At 45.6% G+C, this 21,476-nt stretch carries 15 protein-coding genes; 3 read left to right on the top strand and 12 right to left on the bottom strand.

Annotation, left to right across the window (positions count from 1 at the left end; translation table 11 throughout):
• Positions 1 to 83: 83 nt before the first annotated feature.
• From RH85_RS16660 to hemL, 12 genes are all read right to left on the bottom strand, one after another.
• Positions 84 to 1,997 carry a beta-N-acetylhexosaminidase gene (locus RH85_RS16660; RefSeq protein WP_006713873.1) on the bottom strand — a complete coding sequence of 638 codons (1,914 nt, stop codon included), beginning with the start codon at positions 1,995 to 1,997 and terminating at the stop codon, positions 84 to 86.
• Positions 1,998 to 2,009: 12 nt separating this feature from the next.
• Complete coding sequence (locus RH85_RS16665; RefSeq protein ID WP_006713874.1) at positions 2,010 to 2,885, bottom strand: glucosamine kinase nucleotide-binding domain-containing protein; 876 nt, start codon at positions 2,883 to 2,885, stop codon at positions 2,010 to 2,012.
• Position 2,886: 1 nt separating this feature from the next.
• The gene (locus RH85_RS16670; RefSeq protein ID WP_006713875.1) at positions 2,887 to 4,608 is read right to left on the bottom strand and encodes a glycoside hydrolase family 9 protein; all 1,722 of its coding nucleotides are present in this window, start codon (positions 4,606 to 4,608) and stop codon (positions 2,887 to 2,889) included.
• Positions 4,609 to 4,692: 84 nt separating this feature from the next.
• Positions 4,693 to 5,688 (bottom strand): ABC transporter ATP-binding protein, encoded by a 996-nt coding sequence (locus RH85_RS16675; protein ID WP_006713876.1) that lies wholly within the window; start codon positions 5,686 to 5,688, stop codon positions 4,693 to 4,695.
• Positions 5,689 to 5,727: 39 nt separating this feature from the next.
• Positions 5,728 to 6,711, bottom strand: a complete 984-nt coding sequence (locus RH85_RS16680) for an ABC transporter ATP-binding protein (RefSeq protein ID WP_006713877.1) — start codon at positions 6,709 to 6,711, stop codon at positions 5,728 to 5,730.
• Between the two features lie 2 nt (positions 6,712 to 6,713).
• Positions 6,714 to 7,739, bottom strand: coding sequence for an ABC transporter permease (locus tag RH85_RS16685; RefSeq protein WP_006713878.1), 1,026 nt, complete (start codon positions 7,737 to 7,739; stop codon positions 6,714 to 6,716).
• 2 nt (positions 7,740 to 7,741) lie between these two features.
• The gene (locus RH85_RS16690) at positions 7,742 to 8,728 is read right to left on the bottom strand and encodes an ABC transporter permease (RefSeq protein ID WP_006713879.1); all 987 of its coding nucleotides are present in this window, start codon (positions 8,726 to 8,728) and stop codon (positions 7,742 to 7,744) included.
• Positions 8,729 to 8,902: 174 nt separating this feature from the next.
• Positions 8,903 to 10,585, bottom strand: coding sequence for an ABC transporter substrate-binding protein (locus tag RH85_RS16695; protein ID WP_006713880.1), 1,683 nt, complete (start codon positions 10,583 to 10,585; stop codon positions 8,903 to 8,905).
• Positions 10,586 to 11,226: 641 nt separating this feature from the next.
• Positions 11,227 to 14,610, bottom strand: a complete 3,384-nt coding sequence (locus RH85_RS16700) for a hybrid sensor histidine kinase/response regulator (protein WP_006713881.1) — start codon at positions 14,608 to 14,610, stop codon at positions 11,227 to 11,229.
• 194 nt (positions 14,611 to 14,804) lie between these two features.
• Positions 14,805 to 15,827, bottom strand: a complete 1,023-nt coding sequence (gene rsmC / locus RH85_RS16705) for a 16S rRNA (guanine(1207)-N(2))-methyltransferase RsmC (protein WP_006713882.1) — start codon at positions 15,825 to 15,827, stop codon at positions 14,805 to 14,807.
• 96 nt (positions 15,828 to 15,923) lie between these two features.
• Entirely contained in the window at positions 15,924 to 17,033 is a 1,110-nt protein-coding gene (locus RH85_RS16710; RefSeq protein ID WP_050799207.1) for an AI-2E family transporter, read from the bottom strand.
• Between the two features lie 270 nt (positions 17,034 to 17,303).
• Positions 17,304 to 18,596 (bottom strand): glutamate-1-semialdehyde 2,1-aminomutase, encoded by a 1,293-nt coding sequence (hemL, locus tag RH85_RS16715; protein ID WP_006713885.1) that lies wholly within the window; start codon positions 18,594 to 18,596, stop codon positions 17,304 to 17,306.
• Positions 18,597 to 18,885: 289 nt separating this feature from the next.
• Here hemL and erpA point away from each other — a divergent pair, with 289 nt between their 5' ends.
• The 3 genes from erpA to RH85_RS16730 all read left to right on the top strand — a co-directional run.
• Entirely contained in the window at positions 18,886 to 19,227 is a 342-nt protein-coding gene (gene erpA / locus RH85_RS16720; protein WP_005593244.1) for an iron-sulfur cluster insertion protein ErpA, read from the top strand.
• A gap of 269 nt (positions 19,228 to 19,496) precedes the next feature.
• Positions 19,497 to 20,612 carry an efflux RND transporter periplasmic adaptor subunit gene (locus tag RH85_RS16725; RefSeq protein ID WP_006713886.1) on the top strand — a complete coding sequence of 372 codons (1,116 nt, stop codon included), beginning with the start codon at positions 19,497 to 19,499 and terminating at the stop codon, positions 20,610 to 20,612.
• A gap of 8 nt (positions 20,613 to 20,620) precedes the next feature.
• On the top strand, positions 20,621 to 21,476 hold an 856-nt coding region (locus RH85_RS16730; RefSeq protein ID WP_006713887.1), incomplete at its 3' end, for an efflux RND transporter permease subunit.

The raw sequence follows: 21,476 nt of genomic DNA on the forward strand, positions 1-21,476 counted from the left end.
TTTTTACCAAGAGCCACTCTTAGGTGGTTAAAATTTTAAGCTAGAGAAAACAACTAACATTGTTATGTGTTAGCTTGTTATTTTTATTTCCACGGTTGACGGTATTCCACACCCTGTTTATCTAGTAGGGGTAAATGACCTTTCAAACGGGATAAATAGTCTTGCCAGTTGCGTTGTGGCTTATCCGTCCAGCAGGCTTCTGCCATCGCGGTTAAGCGCGGGAAAATCATGTAATCCATGCGCTGTTGATGGGTAATAATTTCACACCACAAAGCACATTGAATACCTAAGATACGCTTACGGATCGGGTCACTATCCGGTACTTCTTTTAGCGGTTCATAACGGTACGCACTTTCTAACGGAATTGTGCTTGCCCAATCCACGCCCGGTTCATCGGGAGAGTAGTCTTGAGTCATATCTAAATAGGTGTATTGCGCTGGTTGCAAAATGACATCAAAGCCTTGGCTGGCACAGTTGAGAGCTGCCTCTTCGCTTAACCATGAATAAATAATGGTGTCTTTGCTGACTTTGTTTCCGTGCTGTGCTTCTTCCCAGCCGACCATACGCTTGCCCAGGGTTTGTAGGCGTTTTTCTGCATAGCGCAGTAAGTGGCCTTGCAACTCTTTACTACTTTGGTAGCCATGGTTTTCCATGAGTAAACGGCAGCTTGGGCTATTTACCCACACGCCATCGGGTACTTCATCTGCACCGATATGAATCCACGGGGATGGGAAAAGCTCAGCAACTTCTGTCAGTACAGTATCGAGGAATTCATAAGTACCAGGCAGAGCTGGAGAGAGTACGTTGTCGTTATAGTGTTGAATACTACGATATTGAGATTGGTCTTGTTCATCTCTAAGTAGATGAGGCAAGGCTTTCAATGCCGCACGACAGTGCCCTGGAATATCAATTTCAGGAATAACGGTGATACCACGTTCGGCGGCATAAGCGACGACATCACGAATTTCATCTTGGCTGTAAAAGCCACCATGCACGTCATTAAGAGTACTGAATTGTGGTTCCAATGCAGTGCCAGGGCCACGCATTGAGCCAATTTCCGTTAACTCAGGGTAGGCCTTAATTTCGATTCGCCAACCTTCATCATCGGTCAGGTGCCAATGGAAATGGTTAAATTTGTAATGCGCTAAATGGTTGATCAGGCGTTTTACTCGCTCGACAGGATGGAAGTGACGAGCGCAATCAAGCATCATGCCGCGATAACGAAAGCGCGGCGTGTCATTGATCTTGATATATGGCACTTTCAGCGTGTTCGCTTGACCAGTCTGCTCAATCAGTTGCAGCAGCGTGGCGCTGGCATGAACAAAACCTGAGGCAGAACCGGCTTCAAGGCGAATCCCCGTGCTGCTTGATGTGAGGATGTACTCGCCTTCATCTAAAGTCGGATTATTGCGGAACAAGATATCGCTATGACCAATAGGGTTGGTTTTAAAACTGTACAAAGAGTCGAGTTCAACCTGCAGCCAAGTAGCCGCCTTTTCTGCAAGGTTGGCTTGCAATGTAATTTGGCTGCTTGGTGACAGCAAATAGTGCCCTTCCATCTGAACCACTTTGTTTGGTTTTGGGATCAGAGCAAGTTTACTGGCTTCGACGTTCGGCACTGAGCTGCGGTCGCGATAAGGCGAGGCCAAAGCGAGCGGCGTAACACTAACCGGGTATGATACTTTGCCATCTTGTTCCACCAGCAAGGCATCTTTGAATCCGTCGGTGTAGAAGCGAAGCGGTGCAGTGTTAATGCTAAATTCACAGTAATAGTGAGCATTAGCCGCTAGCACGCTGACTTCAGGTGTCACCGTACAAAAACTACCAATTTGCTTAATTTCGCCGTGAGTAAAGCTGTCCGGCAAAATGTAGCGGTCGATAATAAATTGCAATTTCCAATCCACCAGATCTTGGTCTGAAAGATTGTGTAACGTTAGACCAAAGCGGCAAAATTGTTTCTGCTCGGCAAGAACGGTAAGGTCAACGCGATAGCTCATATCTACAAATCCTTAATACAGATTATGCTCTGGCTTGCCAGCAAACATAATTGCCCCTTCAATTGCGTCGAATTGAGGTGCGACAATCCACTGTTGAACAGGTGGAGAAAGCCAATCTTGAATACGTTCTGCAATGCTACCCATTAAGCAAATACGTGTAGCGCCTTGCTTGTTTAATGCAATGAGGTACATCTCAATATCCGCTGCAGTTTGCTTCAGCATTGACATAGCGAGAGGGTCACCTTGATAGGCATGCTCAAAAATTGCTGGAGAAAATTGACCGTAGTCTTTTGGTATTGCTCCTTTTGACCATTCAACAATCGCATCAACATCGTTGTTGAAGTGGTTCAAAACGTGCTTTGCAAGTGGGGTTGACTCGATAATGCCATCGTAGGCCAATAGCACTTGCTGAATAAGACGAAGGCCCATAACGGCGCCACCACCTTGATCTGAAATTGGAAACTCACGACCACCAACCACATGTTGCTGGCCGCCTTTAAGAAAGATGCCACATGAACCGGTACCGCCAATCATGATGGCACCGTCATCACCATTATGAGCACCAATGCACGCGCCATAAGCGTCGGTATTGAGTGTCAGTGAAGCAAATGGGTGTGATTGCGCCATAAATTGTTGCCATGAAGCTTTATGCTCAGCGCCGGCCAAAGCCAAACCTACGTGCATATGGGCGAAATCCCGCTCACTGAGACCGCCTTGTTCTGCGGCTAGTGTGATTGCTTCGATGATAGAAGCCATAGCAATCTCGGTACCAAGCATGATGTTGGCACTGCCGCTTTTAGCTTCACCAACTAATGTCTTCTTTTCATCGCGAATTCGAGCGCGGCAAGAAGTGCCACCGCCATCAATACCCACATGGTATAAGGTCATGTTACTTATCCTCTATGCTGTCAAAATGGTCAAATTGACAGATGATCGCGAGTAAATACCACGCTCCGTGAGGAATCCATTGCTCGCCCCATCGCCAGTTTTGCAACATATCATCTTTTTGTTTGGCTGGATTAAAGGCGATATCTTCTTCATCCTCAAAACCGGCTGTAATCCCATTGCAAACCCCACCTTTGGCGTTAAAGAAGCCTAAATGCGGTAAGTAATCAGGATTATTGTGGCCGTAGCCATCGAGCATACACATGTTATATGGGTTTTGACCGACGACCCAGTTAAGGGCGTTTTGGGCAAATTCAATTAATTGTTGTTTCTGCGCCGAATCTTTCGCGTAGTTTTTCGCTAAGAAAGCCATGGTTGCTAGAGAGCCCAAGCGCGCATTTTCGCCTTGCCACCAATAACCGGTTTCATTGTCGTGAGCGACGAAGAATGCGGCACGTTTACCGTCATTGACTGGTTTAACATATTGGCGCGGGTAACCAAATGGATTCGCCACTTGGTGAGAAATAGTCAGTTCAAAGTCGATCGCTTGTGCGACGATTTTTTCAATGCCTTGTTTTAAGGTTGGATCATTTTCAAACGCAAGGTATTCGCACAACGCAATCACAGGTAAGCCAGCTTCTGCTGCGTGAAAATAAGGGCGAGTGCCATCTTGGTTTGCAGACCAATAGTGGTTGAAGTTGTCATCTGACATTTGACGCTCAGCAAGGCGCTGTGCCCAAATGCGGCTTTCAGCAAGAAAATCATTATTTTGAGTGGAGCGATACAGCTCGACAGTCGCTAATAATGCGCAGTACTCATCAATGATGTTCTCTTCACCATCATTGAGATACTGGCTGTTCATTTCTTTAAGGTGCCAATAGCCTTTTTCTGCCGCTTGTAAGTATTCTTGAGCGGTGTAATCACCCTCAACGTTAAGACGAGCAGCGGCAGCAAGTGCAGCAATCGACACACCGCCACCTTGTCTAAAGCCTGCTTGGTAATCCTCTGACTTATGACCTTGTTGGGTCGCATAAGCACAGATTTCGCGTTGATTGATATCTTTAGACCATTTATCAAACACGGTCATGTAGAAGAAACCCTGTGGGCTTTGCATTCTCATTAAGAAGTCTGCGCCAAATAAGGCTTCTTCAGCTAAGCGCACACTTGAATATTGGGCAAACTTTTCATTGTCACCCACCAACTCAAGCCCTTTGAGCATGTTCCAAACCACCATAGGTGTTTGCTGTGGGTTGAAATAGTTGGCGTAAGATAAGTGGCTTAAGTACTTACTTACATCACCAGATGCATCGTACCAACCGCCATGAGCGTCGATGGTTTCATCGCTGCCAAGAATACGAGCTTGCTTATCTTGTTTATCAAAAATACCGCCGCAGCGCTGAGATTTGAAATAATGCAGTACATCGGAGAAGGTCTGCTGCATCAGCACGCCTTGACCAATTTCGAAGACTTCTGAGCGAATATTGTCAAAACGTAAGTAATAGCTACCTGGAGTTTGGAAATCTGAAAAATCAATGCGGAAAAAATTCCCTTGGTGCCACTTAGCGACTTTGCTGCCTTTTTGGACATGCAAAGATGCAACTGTTTGATGACTATCAGCGCACACCAGTAAGGCAGTGGTAGTGGACTGGCGCGTCTTTTTTGTCATCAAAACAGCCTGCTTAGGCCCAAGGGATTCATAACCAATATGGTTAGTAATTAGCAGCATTGATATCTCCGCAAAAAAAAATTCTTTAATGACTTCAGTGAAATTATGAGAGCCAAGAGAACAGGTCTCTTGGCTCTTTAGTGCTTAGTTTTCGTATAAGTAACAACGCACAAAGTGGTTCTCAGAAAGTTGAGTCACGCTTGGTAGGCGTTCACGACATTTCTCAGTTACATGAGTACAGCGGCCAGCAAAAGGACAGCCAACTGAATTTGGCGTCCAAAGCGGAATCTCGCCCTTGTTGCCTTTCAACTCAGTATGAATTGATTTGCTTGGATCTGGCACCGCAGAGACCAACAGCTGAGTATATGGGTGTTGAGGATCATGGATGATCTCTTCAGTGTCACCCCATTCAACCATGTGACCAACGTACATAACCGCAATATCTTCAGCGATGTAACGCGCTGTTGCGATGTCATGGGTGATATAAAGTAGAGACATTTCTTTCTCAAACTTCATCTCTTCCATCAGGTTAAGTACACCGGCACGGATGGAAACATCCAGCATCGAGGTCGGTTCATCGGCTAGTACCACTTCAGCGCCTACTGCGATGTTACGTGCCAAGTTGACACGTTGACGTTGACCTCCAGAAAGTTGGTGCGGGTATTTTTCCGCCGTTTCTTTTGGTGGAATCAAGCCAACTTGCTCAAGCAGGTTGTATACGCGCTCTTCCAATTCCTTTTTGTTGCCAGGGTTGACCTTTTTGTGGATCAACAGTGGGCGCGCAATATGGTGGAAGATGTTGTGTGTTGGGTTTAGAGAACCAAACGGGTCTTGCCAAACCATTTGTACGCCTTCACGGTAGTGCATCAGGTCTGATTTAGACGTAATGTCCAAAATATCGCGACCTTTGTATTCGATGGTACCCGCTGTTGGTGCGTACATTTTTGCGATCATTTTCGCCGTTGTTGATTTACCTGAACCGGATTCACCAACCACCGCTAAGCCGCGACTTTTGTACATTTTGAATGATACGTCGTTGATCGCACGCATCATTGGTTGTTTAAGGGCGTTACTACTGATCGGGAAATCCTTAATAAGATTTTTACCCTCTACCAGTAAATCGCCATACGCTTTGCTCATAATTGACTCCAGAAATTTTTAGTTTTTCTTTATTAATTGCTAGATTTTGGTCTGGGCAATTGGCTCACCGTAAAGGTGGCAGTTTGAAAAATGGTTTGGTTCAATCTCTCTCAACTGAGTCGCAACTTGAGTACATTTGTCATGCACTCGGTCACAACGTGCCTGGAAACGACAGCCTTGAGGGATTTCTAGCAAGTTCAATGGGTTGCCAGGAATACCGGTTAGCTTAGTTTTAGGCCCAGTCAATGGAGGGAATGAACTTCCCAGCCCTTTGGTGTACGGGTGGTAAGGGCTAGTTAAAATTTCCTTCGATGGAGCAACTTCGATCAATTCACCTGAGTACATGATGCCGATACGGTCTGAGAACTCGACCATTAACGAAAGGTCATGAGTAATAAACAGAATCGAGAAACCGAACTCTTCTTTCAGTGCATAAATCTTTTGTAGAATTTCACGTTGAACCACTACGTCTAGTGCCGTGGTTGGTTCATCCATGATGATCATCTTCGGATTCAATGCTAGAGCAATGGCAATAACCAAACGCTGACGCATACCACCAGAGAACTGGTGAGGGTAATCCGTTAAACGGTTCGGGTGGATATCAACGATTTCCAACAAACCTTCTGCACGTTTTTTCGCTTGTTCACGAGTCATGTTGGTGTGACGCATAATTACGTCACAGAACTGCTCTTCCATCGTCAGTACAGGGTTTAGTGCGTTCATCGCACTTTGGAAAACCATCGACATCTCACTCCAGCGGAACGCTTGCATGCGCTCGTCGCTGTAGTTAAGGATATTTTCGCCATTGAAAATAACCTCACCACCGGTGATAAATGCTGGCGGCTTATGTAGACGCATTAGCGAGAATGCAACGGTTGATTTACCACATCCAGATTCACCAGCTAGGCCAAATACTTCACCAGGCGCAAGGTCGAAACTGACGTTGTTACAGGCGCGGACATCGCCCGCGGCTGTGATGTAGTCAACGCAAAGATTGCGGACGGAAATTAGTGGTGCTGTCATGATTATTTATCTCCGCTCCAAAGTGCATTTTGTGGTGGTAGCTCAGGTTCACGCTCGCTTTTATCTTGTTCAGCAAGCTTCTTCCAACGCTTCATACCTTTGTGTGAGCGAAGTTGCGGGTTAGCAATTTCATCCACAGCGAAGTTAAGCAGTGCAAGACCTGTCATCAAAAGAATCAGAGCCAGACATGGAGCCAGTAGTTCCCACCAAGCGCCGATTAGCATTGAAGATGATGTCTGTACGTTGTACAGCATGATGCCCCAGCTAACTGTGTTCGGGTCACCAAGACCTAGGAACGAGATGGTCGCTTCCATCATGATTGCGTACATTACAGAACCAATGAAGCTTGCGCCTACGATTGGGATTAGGTTTGGCAGTATCTCAACAAAGATAATGCGCCATGAAGACTCACCCAATACTTCTGCCGCTTTAACGAACTCTTTTTCACGCAGGGCAAGAGTTTGGGAGCGTATAACACGAGCACCCCAGGCCCAGGCGGTAAAGCCGATAATTAACGCAATGGTTAGTGGCCCTGCCTCACCGATAAAGGCTGCCAAAACGAACAGCAGTGGATATTGAGGAATAACCAACATGATGTTCATTGCTGCTGTTAAGAAGTCATCAATACGACCACCGAAGTAGCCAGCTGAGATGCCGATAACGGTTGCAAGGAAACACACTGTGATACCTGCGCCAAAGCCAACAGATAGCGATACGCGTGAACCGTGTACGAACTGAGACCAAACGTCACGGCCCATACGAGAGGTACCCATTACGTGCTCTGCTTTCTTTGACATGATCAAAGTGCGGCGGTCATCAGCCAAGTTGGTTGCTACCCAACCTTCAGGGTTAGCTTGTGCTGCTTTAACAACTGCCGATGGGTATTCATGTGGATTACCGGTACGTTTGTCTGGAGCATGTTTTGCCAACAGTGGCGCAAAAACTGCCATTAAGATAAACGCACTTAGAATAATGCTACCAACCAGAGCCATCGGGTTACCGGTGATAAGTTTAAAAATGCCTTTCATGATTATTTACCTCCCTTACGTAGGCGAGGATCGAGAACTACGTATAGCATGTCTGCAAGTAGGTTAAAGAACAGCATGAACAACGTCATGATAAGTAGCTGACCTTGAAGTACTTGGTAATCACGCGCTTTAATCGCGTTAAATAGAACTGAACCTAGACCTGGGTAGTTGAAGATGATTTCGATAATCAACTGACCACCGATAGCCATACCAAGAGCCATTGAAAGTGCAGTCACACTTGGTAGCATCGCGTTACGAGCCGCGTAGTTGAATACAATACGTCTTTCGCTTAGGCCTTTGCCTTTTGCCATCGTAATGTAGTCTTCCGCTAGTAAGTTGATCATGTTGTTACGCATGTTTACTAGGAAGCCACCAATCTGAACGATGGTTGCACACAAAAGTGGTAACACTGCGTGGTAAAGCACATCTTTAATGAATGTCCAGCTTGTCCAGTCAGGAGAAGTACCTGCGGTATAAGCGTAACCCGTAGGGAACCATTTAAGACCGATCGCAAAGGTAAAGAGTGCAATCATGGCGATAACCACTTGTGGTACCGCTTGGATTACTAGCATACCTGGAGTGATGAATGCGTCGTATTTGCTACCACGTTTCCAAGCTGCGTAGATACCTAAGATTGAGCCAAGAGAGAATGAAAGTACTACCGCTGTACCCGCTAGGAATAGAGACCAGCCGAATGCACCGCCAAGTAAAGTGTTTACTGATAGAGGGTAAAATTGAATCGAAGTACCCAGCTCCCAGCTTAAAATGTTTTTCATGTAAGCAACATATTGAACCAACAGGCCGCCATCGACGAAACCTAAAAGCTCTTTCATTGCAGCGATACGTTCAGGCGTTACCTGAACCGAAGCGTTGGCAAACATCATGGTAACTGGGTCACCAGGCATTGCTCGTGGAATAATAAAGTTCAAAGTTGCCGCGACTAAAAGAGCGACAAAATAAAATGACAAACGTCTTAAAAAATAACCCATAACTTACACCTTAATCACCCAGATTTTCCCTGTTCCTGGTGTCAGGTCGCTCCCAGCAAAAACTACTAATTTGAGCGCGAAAAATCCCCTGACGCAAAGCGCCATACCATAAATGCTAACAGGAGGGGGGGATGTGCGGCGCACGGAATGTGCGCCGCTATATTGAATGTCTAATTACTTAACTGGTTTTAGGTCCAGTACGTGTAGTAGACGCTCAGGGATACCGTCCCAAATGTTTGGACGACCCTTAGGATTTTCTTCGTTCCACCAACCAGTGAAGCGAGTTGTATTGTATTGGTACATGTATGCACCAGACATTACAGGAATCGTTACTTGGTCAGAAGCGATGATTTGCTGGATACCGTGAGCGATGTCTAGCTGCTCTTTCTTATCAGCTGTTTTGTAGAAGCTGTTTAGAAGACCATCTAGCTTGTCGTTCTTGTAGTAGTGCAAAGCAAAGCGTGGCATACCGTCACCAGACTGAAGTGCTGAGTTGTAAGCACTGTTCCAGTATAGGTGTGGATCTGCACCGTGGAAGTAGTTGGTGTAAGCTACGTCGTACGTTGCTTCAAGCATCGCTTGGTTGTACACAGAGAAGTCAGGTGTACGCGCTTTTGCTTTGATGCCAGCTTCAGCTAGTTGCTCAACAGCAAGTTGAACAGTGTTGTTGAAGTCAGTCCAACCGTTTGGAGATTGGATTAGTAGCTCAAATGACTTACCAGATGGAGTGTCAACGAAACCGTCTTTGTTCACATCTTTAAAGCCAGCTTTCGCTAGAAGTGCTTTCGCGCCTTCAACATCGTACGTGTTGAAACCTTTGTATTTAGCGTGAGTTTCTTCGTCTGACCAAGTCTTAAACGCGTAACCTAGGCCTGATGCGAAGTCATTCACTGTACCGCCGCCGTAGAATGCGATGTCGATAATAGTTTGACGGTCAATAGCCATAGAGAATGCGCGACGGAAGTCAACGTTAGTCAACGCTTCGTTCTTAGCTGCATCTGGGTGCTTGAAGTTAACTACGAATGACTGTGTACCTGATGGCGGGTACCAGTATTGGTGGTTAGGACTTGCTGCTGCGTAAGTGCGGTCGATATCTGGAACGAACGATGAAGTCCAGTCCATTTCGCTGTTTACAACTTTACCTAGGAACTGGTCGTTGTTCGCAATTTGCGGAACACGTAGACAGTCAACTTCTAGGTTGTCTGCATCCCAGTAGTTAGGGTTACGACATTGCGTGTAAAGTTGAGGAGTAAAAGTATCGATTTCAGTAAACGGACCAGTACCTACTGGGTTTTCGTTTGTGAACGTCGATGGATCTTTCACTTTGCTCCAGATGTGCTCAGGAACGATAGGCAGTTTAACGATTTCGTATGGCGCGTTTGAGTTCGCTTCCGCAATGTTGAACTTAACTTGGTAATCGTTCAGCTTTTCTACGCTAGTAACCCAAGCGTTAGTACCAGCTTGGTCTAGTTCAGGTTTTGCTTTAACTAGTTCAAAAGAGTAGATAACGTCGTCAGCGTTGAATGTTTCGCCATCAGACCATTTAACACCTTTACGAATATCAAAAACAACACTTAGTAGGTCGTCAGCAACGGTAAAACCTTCAGCTAGACGGAATACAGGAGTGTTACCGTGCATTTCGTTAAATACAACTAGCGGCTCGTATAGGAAATCACGAGTTGTGTGTAGGTTAGTTGCACCTAGGTACGGGTTAAAGTTACGTACAAAAGTTGTGTATTCTTTAGGGTGGATCGTTAGTTCACTTTTCTCTGCAGCAGTTGCTACTGATGCGAAACCAGTAGTTGCAGTTGCGATAATCGCTGTTGCTATTGCAGTTTTTTTAATGTTGGCAAGCATAGCTGTTCCTTACTATTTGCTTTCATTTCACTATATGGATGAATGTTATCAATTGATGAACACTCGCCAAGGCCTACCTCAGAAACTATTTCTCGACGTCAGAGGTTGTCGTGAAATATGAGTGGCCTGTAGGCCCTAGGCACATCTAGAAAACACTGAATCCGTAGGTTTAGCAATTGTCATTCCCGTTAAAAACGTTAAAACTAAGTGGGCCCACGTCAATAACGTCAATAAATTGCAATTTTGGTGGTAAATGCTTAAAAAAGCAGCTTTGAACTGTGTCGCATATTGCCGCTGAGTGACGAATGAATGTTAGTGTTTACTTTCGTCTCTGCCTTTTGTTTTATTGGCCTTGTTGGTTTTGGTTGATAGGTGAGATCCCCATCACTAGGGTGTTGTTAGGTTAATTCACTACGCTAATTTTAAACTAACGAATTGTTGTGATTGGGTTCGCAATTACGTTGATTTTTTTACCAATAAGCTGATTTTAGCGTTTTTGACCGCTATTTTTGGGCTCAGTTTCAAATAAATTGACGCTTAAAATGAAGTTGTTTTTCGGTGTGTAAAAACGCTAATGATAATGATTATCGCAGGTTAAAAAAAAGCCCGTCAATTTGACGGGCTTGATAAACATTATCTAACTACGTGGTGAGTAAATGTTGTAGCTTGTCACGCAGGTCTTCGATAATCACACGTTCGGAGTTCATCTCATGGCAGTTATCGAGAATGTACTCAAGCGAACTCAGTACAGTACGCCAGCGTGGCGTTTTTGGCAGAGTTTCAATCCGCAAGTACTTATCTAAGGTCCGAGTTTGGAGTGTACTGCGGTCCAGATAAACGCGCCATAAACCACTTTGTTCAGCAAAAGCAAACTTGGTTTGTCCTGAGCCATTCTCCCAATAGCTGATGGCTGCGGTCATTGCATCAACTAATACTTCACGCATTACTTCTTGCTTTGACTTGTGCTCACCGGTGACGCGATCAGCTAAGCGAGTAAATTCACCGCCTAACTCTTTCAACTCTTGCAGTTTTCCTTTATCTCCATCGAATGCATAGCTAGAAAGCGCTTCAATGGCGGTTTCTAAGTTATGAATTCGTACCGCATTAGCGCCACCACCATTATCAAAGATGTACATCGATTTAAGGCCGGACTCGAGCGGCAAGCGCAGAATGTCGGCATCGAGATGTTGGCGAGTATCTTCAACGTAAATATCCACCTTGCCGCAATAGTGTTCTTGTTCAACATCAAGGAACTTAGGGCCTAAGATTTCATCCGCATTGGAACGTTTTAACTGTTCGGTATTACGCTTAAACAATCGGGCCGCAGCTTCGTTAGCAAAACGGATACGACCGTCATCACGAATACAGATAATCGCTTCTGGAGCTGACTCGAGCTGCTCCAATAAGCGGCCTTGTGTTTCCAATAAGCTCGCTTCAACGGCGGCGCGTTGTTTTAACTCTAGCTGCAGACGATGGTTTTCAGCCTTGCGTTGCTCCGCTTGGCTGGCCGATAGATGTACCAGTATGCGAGCTGCGAGCTCTTGTTTGTTAAATGGCTTGGATAGATAGTCATTGGCACCCGAGTTAAAGCCTCGGATACGGTCATCGGGTTGGTTCAATGCCGTCAGCATGATGACGGGTAATTGTGATTGGTTGTAGGTCTCACGAATGGTTTCACACACTTGATAACCACTTAATCCCGGCATCATCACGTCGAGCAGAACCAATTCCGGCGTTTCTTGCTCGATTTGCTGCAAGGCTTCAAAGCCATCTTTAGCTGTTCGCACACGATAGCCTGCGATTCTTAAGAAGCTATCTAAAACTCGTAAGTTAACCGGTTCATCATCCACCACGAGCAGCAATTGCCCATCAGGATTCTCAGGTAAGCTGCTGGCGGTTGTGTCTTCAAGCTCGTAACTGTCCGGCACTTTAAAGTGAATGCTGTCATTGTGACTGGCTTGGGCAATTTGTTCATCGGTTGCGATGGGTAGGGTAAAGCTAAAGGTGGTGCCTACCATTGGTTGGCTGCTGACATACAGTGAGCCATCCATTAACTCAACCAGTTGACGGCTAATGGACAAACCTAGTCCTGCGCCTTGGCGATAACGGCTAGCATCATCACTTGCTTGGATTAGAGGCTCGAAGATATGTTCGATTTGGTCGGCAGGAATACCTTGGCCAGTATCCACCACTTGAACACGAATCTTATCGTCGACCACATTGGCAGAAATAACAATCTTACCTTCACGGGTATATTTGATCGCATTGCCCACGAGGTTATACAGCACCTGCTCTAAGCGTTGTGGATCGGCTGCGACCCAAATAGGCTCTGCCGCGACCTGGTTAATAATCCTAATTTGTTTGTTGCCTAATAAATGTGATGATAGCTCAAGCACCAAGCGAGTCGCGCTGGAGAGATCAACGCCACAGGTTTCGATGTCGAGGTTGCCATAGCGCATTTTATGGTAATCCAACAGATCATCGACCAAGGTTGTTAAGCGCTGACCACTGCTGATGATGATATCAAGCTGATATTTATGATCCGCAGTGATTGGACCGCTTGCTCCAGAAATCAACGCTTCTGCGATACCGATCATGCCATGTAAAGGTGTGCGCAATTCGTGGGATGTAGTGGCCAGAAACTCATCTTTAAGCTTGTTAGCTAACTGTAATTCATCGTTCTTTTTCTGAATGAGATTGAGGTTATCTTCTAGTTCTTCATTTTGCTCACGAATAAGCTGAATTTTATCTCGAATTGAGCGTTGCATACGATCGAATGCGACGGCCAGTCGGCCAATTTCATCTTTACGCTGGGTATTAATTTCTGCATTGAGATCACCCGCAGAGGCTTTTTCCGCAGACCAAGTCAGTTTCAATAACGGTAGAGTGATGAAGTTGGAGAGGTAGTGCGAAGCGATGACCACCACGATAATGGCAAAGAGCATCGCAAAGACAAACAGCCTTTCCAGCTGTTGAATACGAGCAAACGCTTCTTTTTCTGGCACTTCCACAACTAAAGCCCAATCGATACCTTTGGTTTGGATATGGCTGTAAGCGGAAATGATCTCTTCACCAAGTGCGTTGGTAAAGGTGCCCACGGCTGCTGGGTTATTAAAGGCACGATCGATCAGAGTCAGGCTGTTATCAACCTCTTCTTGGCTATAAGCCAGGGTACGAGGTTTATTATCTTTCCCAACCAGCAAGGTTTTGATCGACCAAACATTATTATTATCTGCGATCAGCTTGGTCAAACTATTGTTAGGCAGTCGGAACATGGCGTAGCTATGTAGGTAGCCTTGTTGGATGATTGGTGCACCTATCCAAGCGTAAGGTTTGCCATGGTGTGATTCAAAATCAGAAAAGATAACAGGGGTGTAGTCTTCATTGGTTTTACGTACAGAAGCGACATCTTGCTGCAGTTTCTGAAACGCCAAGCCTAAGTTGTCATCTTTGTACTTACCAGATAGTAAGTTGGTGCCGTAGTTATCATGTTTATAGATCGAGTAAGTGACATTACCGTTGATATCAACCAACAAAACATCGTCAAAATCAGAACGCTTTAATAGTTCAAGGTAAGCGCGGTGATAGCGAGTGTGTAACAGTCGATAACGTTCCGTACCGTTGTAGATATCTGATTGCGGCAAAATTGACGTTTTGATCTGATTACCAGAGCCTTGGATATAACGTTGCTGCGCGTAATCGCGAGCTTGGTTGATATCAAGTCCGAGGCTTTGGAATGCATTAACCAAGCCGTAAAAGCGGCCACCGCTGGCGTAAGCTAATTCTGAGCGCACAAAGCCCATCACTTCAGATTCACGTGCTTCGAGATAGTCGACAATCTGTTGTTGCTTGCTATCTCTCACCGACAGTAGGTGTGAGGTGCTCTGCTCTTGCAGATCTTGACTGTGCGAATTAAGGAAAAATAGCGCAATCACTGTGAGTGGTGTGATACTGAGCGCCAAAAATGCCAACATTAGAGTGTTTTGCAGGCGCTTAAATCTTTGTTTTTTATACAACTTGAACATGATAAGGAGACGACTTTCCATGAGGACCGAGCAAGATAGCCTCGGTTGTTAAAAACGTTGAATTTCCTGAAATGACAAAATTAACGAGTTTTTTTACTTTGACAAGTAAGTAACATGGAAAGCGTGGTAACAGGCGCAATTTTCTTTAATTTGACGTAAAAAAGCCCAGAATTTGAGTGATTCTGGGCTGAAGGTTATTTTTTTGCAGCGTAGATTGTGAATTTATTGGTCTTATTTAGCGTCTCGCAATTTCCAAATGCTTGCTCAATAATTGGAGGATATTTCAAGAAGCTATTCGCGACAATCAGTAAGGTGCCCGCTGGAGAGAGTTGTTGCGGTGCTTGTGCAAGCAATGTTTCAGTTGCACTGTAGCTGGTATCTAGACCTGAGTGGAAAGGCGGGTTGCTAATGATGAATTGATAATCGTCACCGCTATCGGAATAAACGTCAGAAGCAAATACTTTTCCCTGTAGACCATTTGCCGCTAGAGTCGCTTTGGATGACTCTACTGCAAGGGCGCTGATATCACACATTTCAAGCTCAATTGCTGGATTTAGGATCGCCATTACGCTGCCAATAACGCCGGCGCCACAACCAAAATCGAGTACTTTGCCATGCAGCGAAGGTAATGTGTCGAGCAGCAGTTTACTGCCAATATCAAATTCACCGTGGCTAAAGACACCCGGTAAGCTTTTGATGGTCAGCGCAGTGCCTTGGTAATCAACGTTATAACTCTTAAACCAAGCATCCATAACAAAAGGAGCAGCTTGTTGAGTCGCTTGTCCCCAGTAGAATGAGCAGCGACGAGCTGAGTCGTATTTCTTTACCACGCCGTAAGGCTGGAACATTTTCTCTACGCTCTTAATGCCAGAGCGATTTTCACCAACCACCGCAATTTCAGTGTCAACACCAAGCTTTGCCATCAGCATTGCCAGTAGATACTCGGCCTCAGCTTTGGCTTTTGGCCAGTACAGAAGCACCATATCGGCATTGGTCTGCTGATCAAACTCTGCACCAAATACTGCTGTGATGCTAGATTGAGATTTTAGCTGACGATAGTAGCCGTAGTTTGTCGTGAATACGGTGACCGATTCACAGTGTTTGGCTAATTCAATCGGGAATAGATCTTCAGCTTCGCCAGCCACCAATACGTGTTTACCTGCAAAGTAGGCAAGTTGGCGCTCAGCGATTTGGCTTGGGGCAATATAAGCAGACATGGTGTGCTCGACAGAAAAAAAAGAGGGAGGATTCTCTCATAATCCTCCCTCACTTGAAACTATCCCGCTTTAAATAACGGTGGCAATTCTGGCCATCTATTTATTGTCTTGCGAGTCGAGGAAGTCCGAAAATTCCTCTTCGTAGATGTTAAACAGCACCATGGTAACGGCAAAGATGATAGGACCATAGATCAAGCCAATTAGACCAAATAGATGTAATCCCCCTAGTAATGAGAAGAAAATCATCAAGGTATTCATTCCAGCGCTGCCTTGCATCAAGAGTGGGCGTAACAAGTTGTCGATTGATCCTACGATCGCGACGCTCCATACCAACAAGAAGATTGCCCATGTGGTATCACCAGTTAGGAATAGGTAAGCCACCGCTGGCACCCAAATCAACGCGGTTCCGACCACCGGTATAAACGATGCGAAGCCCATGATCGTGCCCCAGAACAAGCCAGGAAAACCGGCTATCCACATACCAAAGCCACCCGCTAGGCCTTGTGCGATAGCGGTTAAAAAGGAGCCCATCACCGCTGATTTCGCTACTTTTTCGACTTCGTCGAGCAGTTTGTCCTCTTGGCTACGTGACAATGGCAAAATATGACGAATGGCGGAAATGATTTTGTCGTGATCGCGGAGTAAGAAAAACAGCACGAACAACATCAAGAAGAAGGACATCAGGAAGTTGGTTGCGTCACCGAGGATTTTGGCACTGATACCCACAATATTACTGCCGAATGTGGTGGCAAATTCTGCCACTTTTTGAGCAATTTCTTGTGGTTGAATCGCATCAAATGGCAGGTAAGTATTGACCAGTTTCAGCCCTTTAACGACTAAAGGATGGGCGAATATTTCTTGAATTCCACCATTACTCACCCAGTAATAGACGTTTTGGGAAAACACCGTGCCTTGCTGCACGATAGCGGCAAAAACAAACAGCAGTGGGATCACAATGATAAACGTCAATACAATGCAAGAGAGTAGAGAGACCAAATTTTTGTGGTTAGGTAGCTTGCCCTCAATCCAGCCATGGATTGGAAACATCAATAGCGAGATGATGAATGCCATGACAATGGAGTTGATATAAGGCTCAAGCAGTAAAAAACAGGCAAAGGCTGCCGCTAATAATGCGGCGATCAACACCCAGTGATCTGAGGTGATATTTATTTTTTTGACACAAGCGGTCCCAAAGTAAAGTGCAATACAATTATAATGACGTGAAAATAGTCGCTTAGCAATAAATGAGGTGATGATGGGTTGTTGTGGTAAAGAAAAGGGCTGTCAGACAGAGAAGCGCCAACGTTCTATTCCATGGTTTGGTCTTGTTTGCGCCTTACTCGTTATATTGGTTGCGGTTAATTGGCAATAGTTTGCAGTACCGATGGCAGATTGAAAAATTAAATAAAAAAAGCGCGCTAATCATTGAGCGCGCTTTTTTGTTATTGAGGACTTGTTATAGCCAGTCGTTAGTGATTACTCACCTTGAGCTATGATTGCAAAGCTGCGATCTGCGGCTTCAAGTGTCGCTTCAATTTCTTTGCTGCCGTGTGCAAGAGATGTGAAGCTGGCTTCAAATGCAGAAGGTGCTAGGTAAACACCGTGCTCAAGCATTAGGTGGAAGAAGCGCTTGAAGCGCTCTACGTCACACTTGTTCACATCGGCAAAACAGGTCACGCTTTCTTGATCGGTAAAGAAGAAACCGAACATGCCGCCAACTTGGTTTACCACTAATGGAATACCGTGGCTATCCGCTAGACGCTTGAAGCCTTCCGCTAGTTGCTTGGTTGCAGATGCAAGGCGAGCCTCGTTACCTTCAACACGTAGCGCGTTCAAACAAGCGTAGCCCGCCGCCATTGCGACTGGGTTACCTGATAATGTGCCTGCTTGGTAAACTGGGCCAGTTGGTGCGATGTATTGCATCACATCTTTACGGCCACCAAATGCGCCTACAGGCATGCCACCACCGATCACTTTACCAAGCGTCGTTAGATCCGGTTTGATGTTGTAGTGTGCTTGTGCGCCGCCTAGAGCAACGCGGAAACCCGTCATCACTTCATCAAAAATCAGTAGTGCGCCTTCTTGGTCACAGATTTCGCGCAGACCTTCGTGGAAGCCAGCAACCGGTGGGATACAGTTCATGTTGCCCGCAACAGGTTCAACGATGATACAAGCAATTTCACCTTTGTTAGCGGCAAACAACTCACGCACTGAATCAAGGTCATTAAAGGTCGCTGTTAGTGTGTACTTAGCGAAATCAGCCGGTACACCTGGTGAGCTTGGTTGACCAAGAGTTAGAGCGCCAGAGCCCGCTTTTACTAGAAGGCTATCTGCATGGCCGTGGTAGCAGCCTTCAAACTTCATGATTTTGTCACGGCCGGTAAAGCCGCGAGCAAGACGAATCGCACTCATGGTGGCTTCGGTACCAGAGCTCACCATACGGATTTGCTCCATTGACGGTACCAGTTCCGTCACCAACTCTGCCATGTTGATTTCAAGTTCAGTAGGCGCACCGAAGCTCAAGCCGCGTTGGGCTGCATCGATAACCGCTTGACGGATCAGCGCGTGGTTATGACCAAGGATCATTGGACCCCAAGATCCCACGTAGTCGATATAGGCTTTGCCGTCCGCATCAAAAATAAGAGGGCCATCAGCGCGTTCAACAAAAATCGGAGCGCCACCCACACCGTTAAATGCACGTACCGGTGAGTTCACACCGCCAGGAATGGTCTTTTGCGCTTTTTGATATAAGTCTGCTGATTTGGTCATAGAAATATCCTCTTTTGATTGCTCGGACCAATTAGGTGGGCATTGTACCTGCCAAAATCAGCGCACGAAATGTTTTCCCACACATTGTGACTAATTTGAGGTCAATTCAACGCAAATTGGCTTAAAAACAGCACGCAGTTTAAGATAAATATTCAACGATTATTGGTGAATACTTGAACGCTGCACTCAGGTATTAGATAATCCCCAAACTATTAGAAGATAACTGCTGTAAAACGCGCCTAACAATTAGGCCATTTACAATGGCAGATCATAAGTGAGAGAGGTCGTTGTGAGCGAAGCCAACATTCCCCTAACGTTTTCAGATACTGCGGCTAAGCGTGTGCACGCTCTGATTGCTGAAGAAGAAAATCCAAATTTGAAGCTACGTGTTTACATTACAGGTGGCGGTTGTAGTGGTTTCCAGTATGGCTTTACGTTTGATGAAAGTGTCAACGAAGGCGATACGACGATTGAAAACTGCGGTGTAACATTGGTGGTTGATCCAATGAGTCTACAATACCTGATTGGTGGTATGGTCGATTACACAGAAGGCCTAGAGGGCTCGCGCTTTTTCGTTAATAACCCAAATGCTACGACCACATGTGGCTGTGGTGCGTCGTTTAGCGTCTAAGCGAACTGTGATTGAGAAAGCTGCCCAAGGGCAGCTTTTTTTTTGCTCGATGCAATTGCCCTGATGTAACCCGATACATTCGCTATCGACCAAATTTCAACCGAAGTCATACATAGTCAGTTGATTAATTTCTAAGCTTGTTATCCCTGTCAGCCTTGTTATCCTAACAATCTTGCAACAGTCATGTTGTCGCTCCTCAGTATCATATTGAATAATCTGTAACCTCATAAGCACAGTGGAAGTCGGCTTATGTATTACTAAGGATAGTTATGGCTAAATCGTCTATTTTTCGTTTCTTGTCAGTAAGATCTTATATCGTTTCATTGGTTTTAGTTGCTTTACTTGCCACTTGGCTTGCGATGGGCGCGTCTGATGAACAATTCACGCCAGCTGAAGTAAATCAAGAGACGGTAGTACCATTGGCAAAAGTGGCCTATCAAACTTTCACTGCGCAACAAGTACATAAAAGTATCGACCTTTATGGTCGTACTGCGCCTGATCGACAAGCAAAGCTGGGCGCCGAGATCGCGGGGAAAATCATTTCTTTGCAGGTTGAAAAAGGTGACGAGGTTAAGCGCAATCAAGTCATTGCTCAAATTGATAAAGGTGATCTTGAGATTCAACTGCAGCGCGCTCAAGCGATGCTCAATGTGCGCGTCAAAGAGTTCAATGCTGCTCAATCATTAAAGAAAAAAGGGCTGCAAGGTGAAGTCGCCTTTGCCAATGCGCAAGCTGCGCAAATCGAGGCTAGAGCCATGGTCAGCAACGCCAAGTTAGCCTTGCGCAATACCACGGTAATTGCGCCGTTTTCTGGCGTGATTGATCATCTTTATATTGAGCAAGGGGACTTTGTCGGTGTCGGCGACCCTGTTGCCTCATTGATTGATTTAGAAAAAATTGTTATCGAAGCGGACGTGAGTGAACGCCACATCCAAGATTTAAAGCTCAATCAAATGGCGAGCGTACGCTTTATTAATGGTCAAGAAACGCAAGGTAAAGTGCGTTATATCGCTCGAATGTCGTCGGTGGCGACCAATACTTTCCCAATTGAGATTGAAGTCAATAACCCGCAGCAATTGATCCCTGCAGGGGTTAGTACCGAGGTGGAATTAAACTTAAAAGATCAATTAGCCGTTAAGGTGACGCCCGCGATGTTGGCCTTAGATAAAGTGGGTAATCTTGGAATTAAAACCTTAGTAGAGCAAGACAAAGTAAAGTTTGTCCCTATTCAACTTGTCAAAGCTGAACAAGATGGTGTCTGGCTGACAGGATTGGGTGAGCAAGTGAAAATCATCACTACGGGACAAGGCTTTGTACGCGATGGCGACCAAGTAATGGCGGTTGAGCAGTCGGCGCAAGCCACGGTTATAAAAGCAGAACAGTAGGAGGTCGTATGTTTAGCTTAATTGATGCGGCTTTGTCGCGTACGCGAACCATGTTGGTGCTACTGGTGTTTATTTTAATCGCGGGTGTGATCACCTATATCACCATCCCAAAAGAATCCAGCCCAGACATTACCATCCCTATTATCTATGTATCGGTTGGCCACCAAGGCATTTCACCGGTCGATTCTGAACGTCTGTTAGTACGCCCGATTGAGCAGCAATTGCGTTCGATTGAAGGTGTGAAAGAGATGACATCAACAGCATCGGAAGGGCATGCTTCAGTCATACTGGAATTTTCGGTTGGCATGGATCTCAATAAAGCGATGGCGGATGTTCGTGAAGCGGTTGATCTCGCTAAACCTAAATTACCAGAAGACAGCGATGAGCCGACTGTTAATGAGGTAACGCTAGCCTCGGAAGAGCCAGTTCTATCGTTAGTTCTGTATGGTACGGTGCCAGAGCGTACTATTGTGCAAATTGCTCGCCGTTTACAAGATAAGTTAGAAAGCTACCGCCAAGTGTTGGAAGTCAATATTGCAGGTGACCGTGAAGATATCGTTGAGATTATCGTTGACCCTTTATTGATGGAAAGCTACGGCTTAGATCAGGCAGATATCTACAATTTAATTGCACTGAATAACCGAGTGGTGGCGGCTGGCTTTGTCGATACAGGTTATGGGCGGTTCTCAGTCAAAGTTCCTTCGGTATTTGATTCGCTAAAAGACGTGCTTGAACTGCCCATTAAGGTCGATGGCAAACAAGTGATCACTTTTGCGGATGTTGCGACGGTGCGCCGAGCCTTTCGCGATCCAGAAAGTTATGCTCGTTTAGATGGTGAATCCGCGGTTGTGCTTGATGTAAGCC

Source organism: Vibrio ichthyoenteri ATCC 700023 (genome assembly GCF_000222605.1).
Classification (GTDB): domain Bacteria; phylum Pseudomonadota; class Gammaproteobacteria; order Enterobacterales; family Vibrionaceae; genus Vibrio; species Vibrio ichthyoenteri.

What these genes read in the sequence shown, in the direction of transcription:
- RH85_RS16690 (WP_006713879.1), bottom strand. Translation starts at nt 8,728, where the DNA reads ATGGGTTATTTTTTAAGACGTTTGTCATTTTATTTTGTCGCTCTTTTA.
- RH85_RS16685 (WP_006713878.1), bottom strand. Translation starts at nt 7,739, where the DNA reads ATGAAAGGCATTTTTAAACTTATCACCGGTAACCCGATGGCTCTGGTT.
- RH85_RS16695 (WP_006713880.1), bottom strand. Translation starts at nt 10,585, where the DNA reads ATGCTTGCCAACATTAAAAAAACTGCAATAGCAACAGCGATTATCGCA.
- RH85_RS16725 (WP_006713886.1), top strand. Translation starts at nt 19,497, where the DNA reads ATGGCTAAATCGTCTATTTTTCGTTTCTTGTCAGTAAGATCTTATATC.
- RH85_RS16670 (WP_006713875.1), bottom strand. Translation starts at nt 4,608, where the DNA reads ATGCTGCTAATTACTAACCATATTGGTTATGAATCCCTTGGGCCTAAG.
- RH85_RS16700 (WP_006713881.1), bottom strand. Translation starts at nt 14,610, where the DNA reads ATGTTCAAGTTGTATAAAAAACAAAGATTTAAGCGCCTGCAAAACACT.
- RH85_RS16660 (WP_006713873.1), bottom strand. Translation starts at nt 1,997, where the DNA reads ATGAGCTATCGCGTTGACCTTACCGTTCTTGCCGAGCAGAAACAATTT.
- rsmC (WP_006713882.1), bottom strand. Translation starts at nt 15,827, where the DNA reads ATGTCTGCTTATATTGCCCCAAGCCAAATCGCTGAGCGCCAACTTGCC.
- hemL (WP_006713885.1), bottom strand. Translation starts at nt 18,596, where the DNA reads ATGACCAAATCAGCAGACTTATATCAAAAAGCGCAAAAGACCATTCCT.
- RH85_RS16665 (WP_006713874.1), bottom strand. Translation starts at nt 2,885, where the DNA reads ATGACCTTATACCATGTGGGTATTGATGGCGGTGGCACTTCTTGCCGC.
- RH85_RS16680 (WP_006713877.1), bottom strand. Translation starts at nt 6,711, where the DNA reads ATGACAGCACCACTAATTTCCGTCCGCAATCTTTGCGTTGACTACATC.
- RH85_RS16675 (WP_006713876.1), bottom strand. Translation starts at nt 5,688, where the DNA reads ATGAGCAAAGCGTATGGCGATTTACTGGTAGAGGGTAAAAATCTTATT.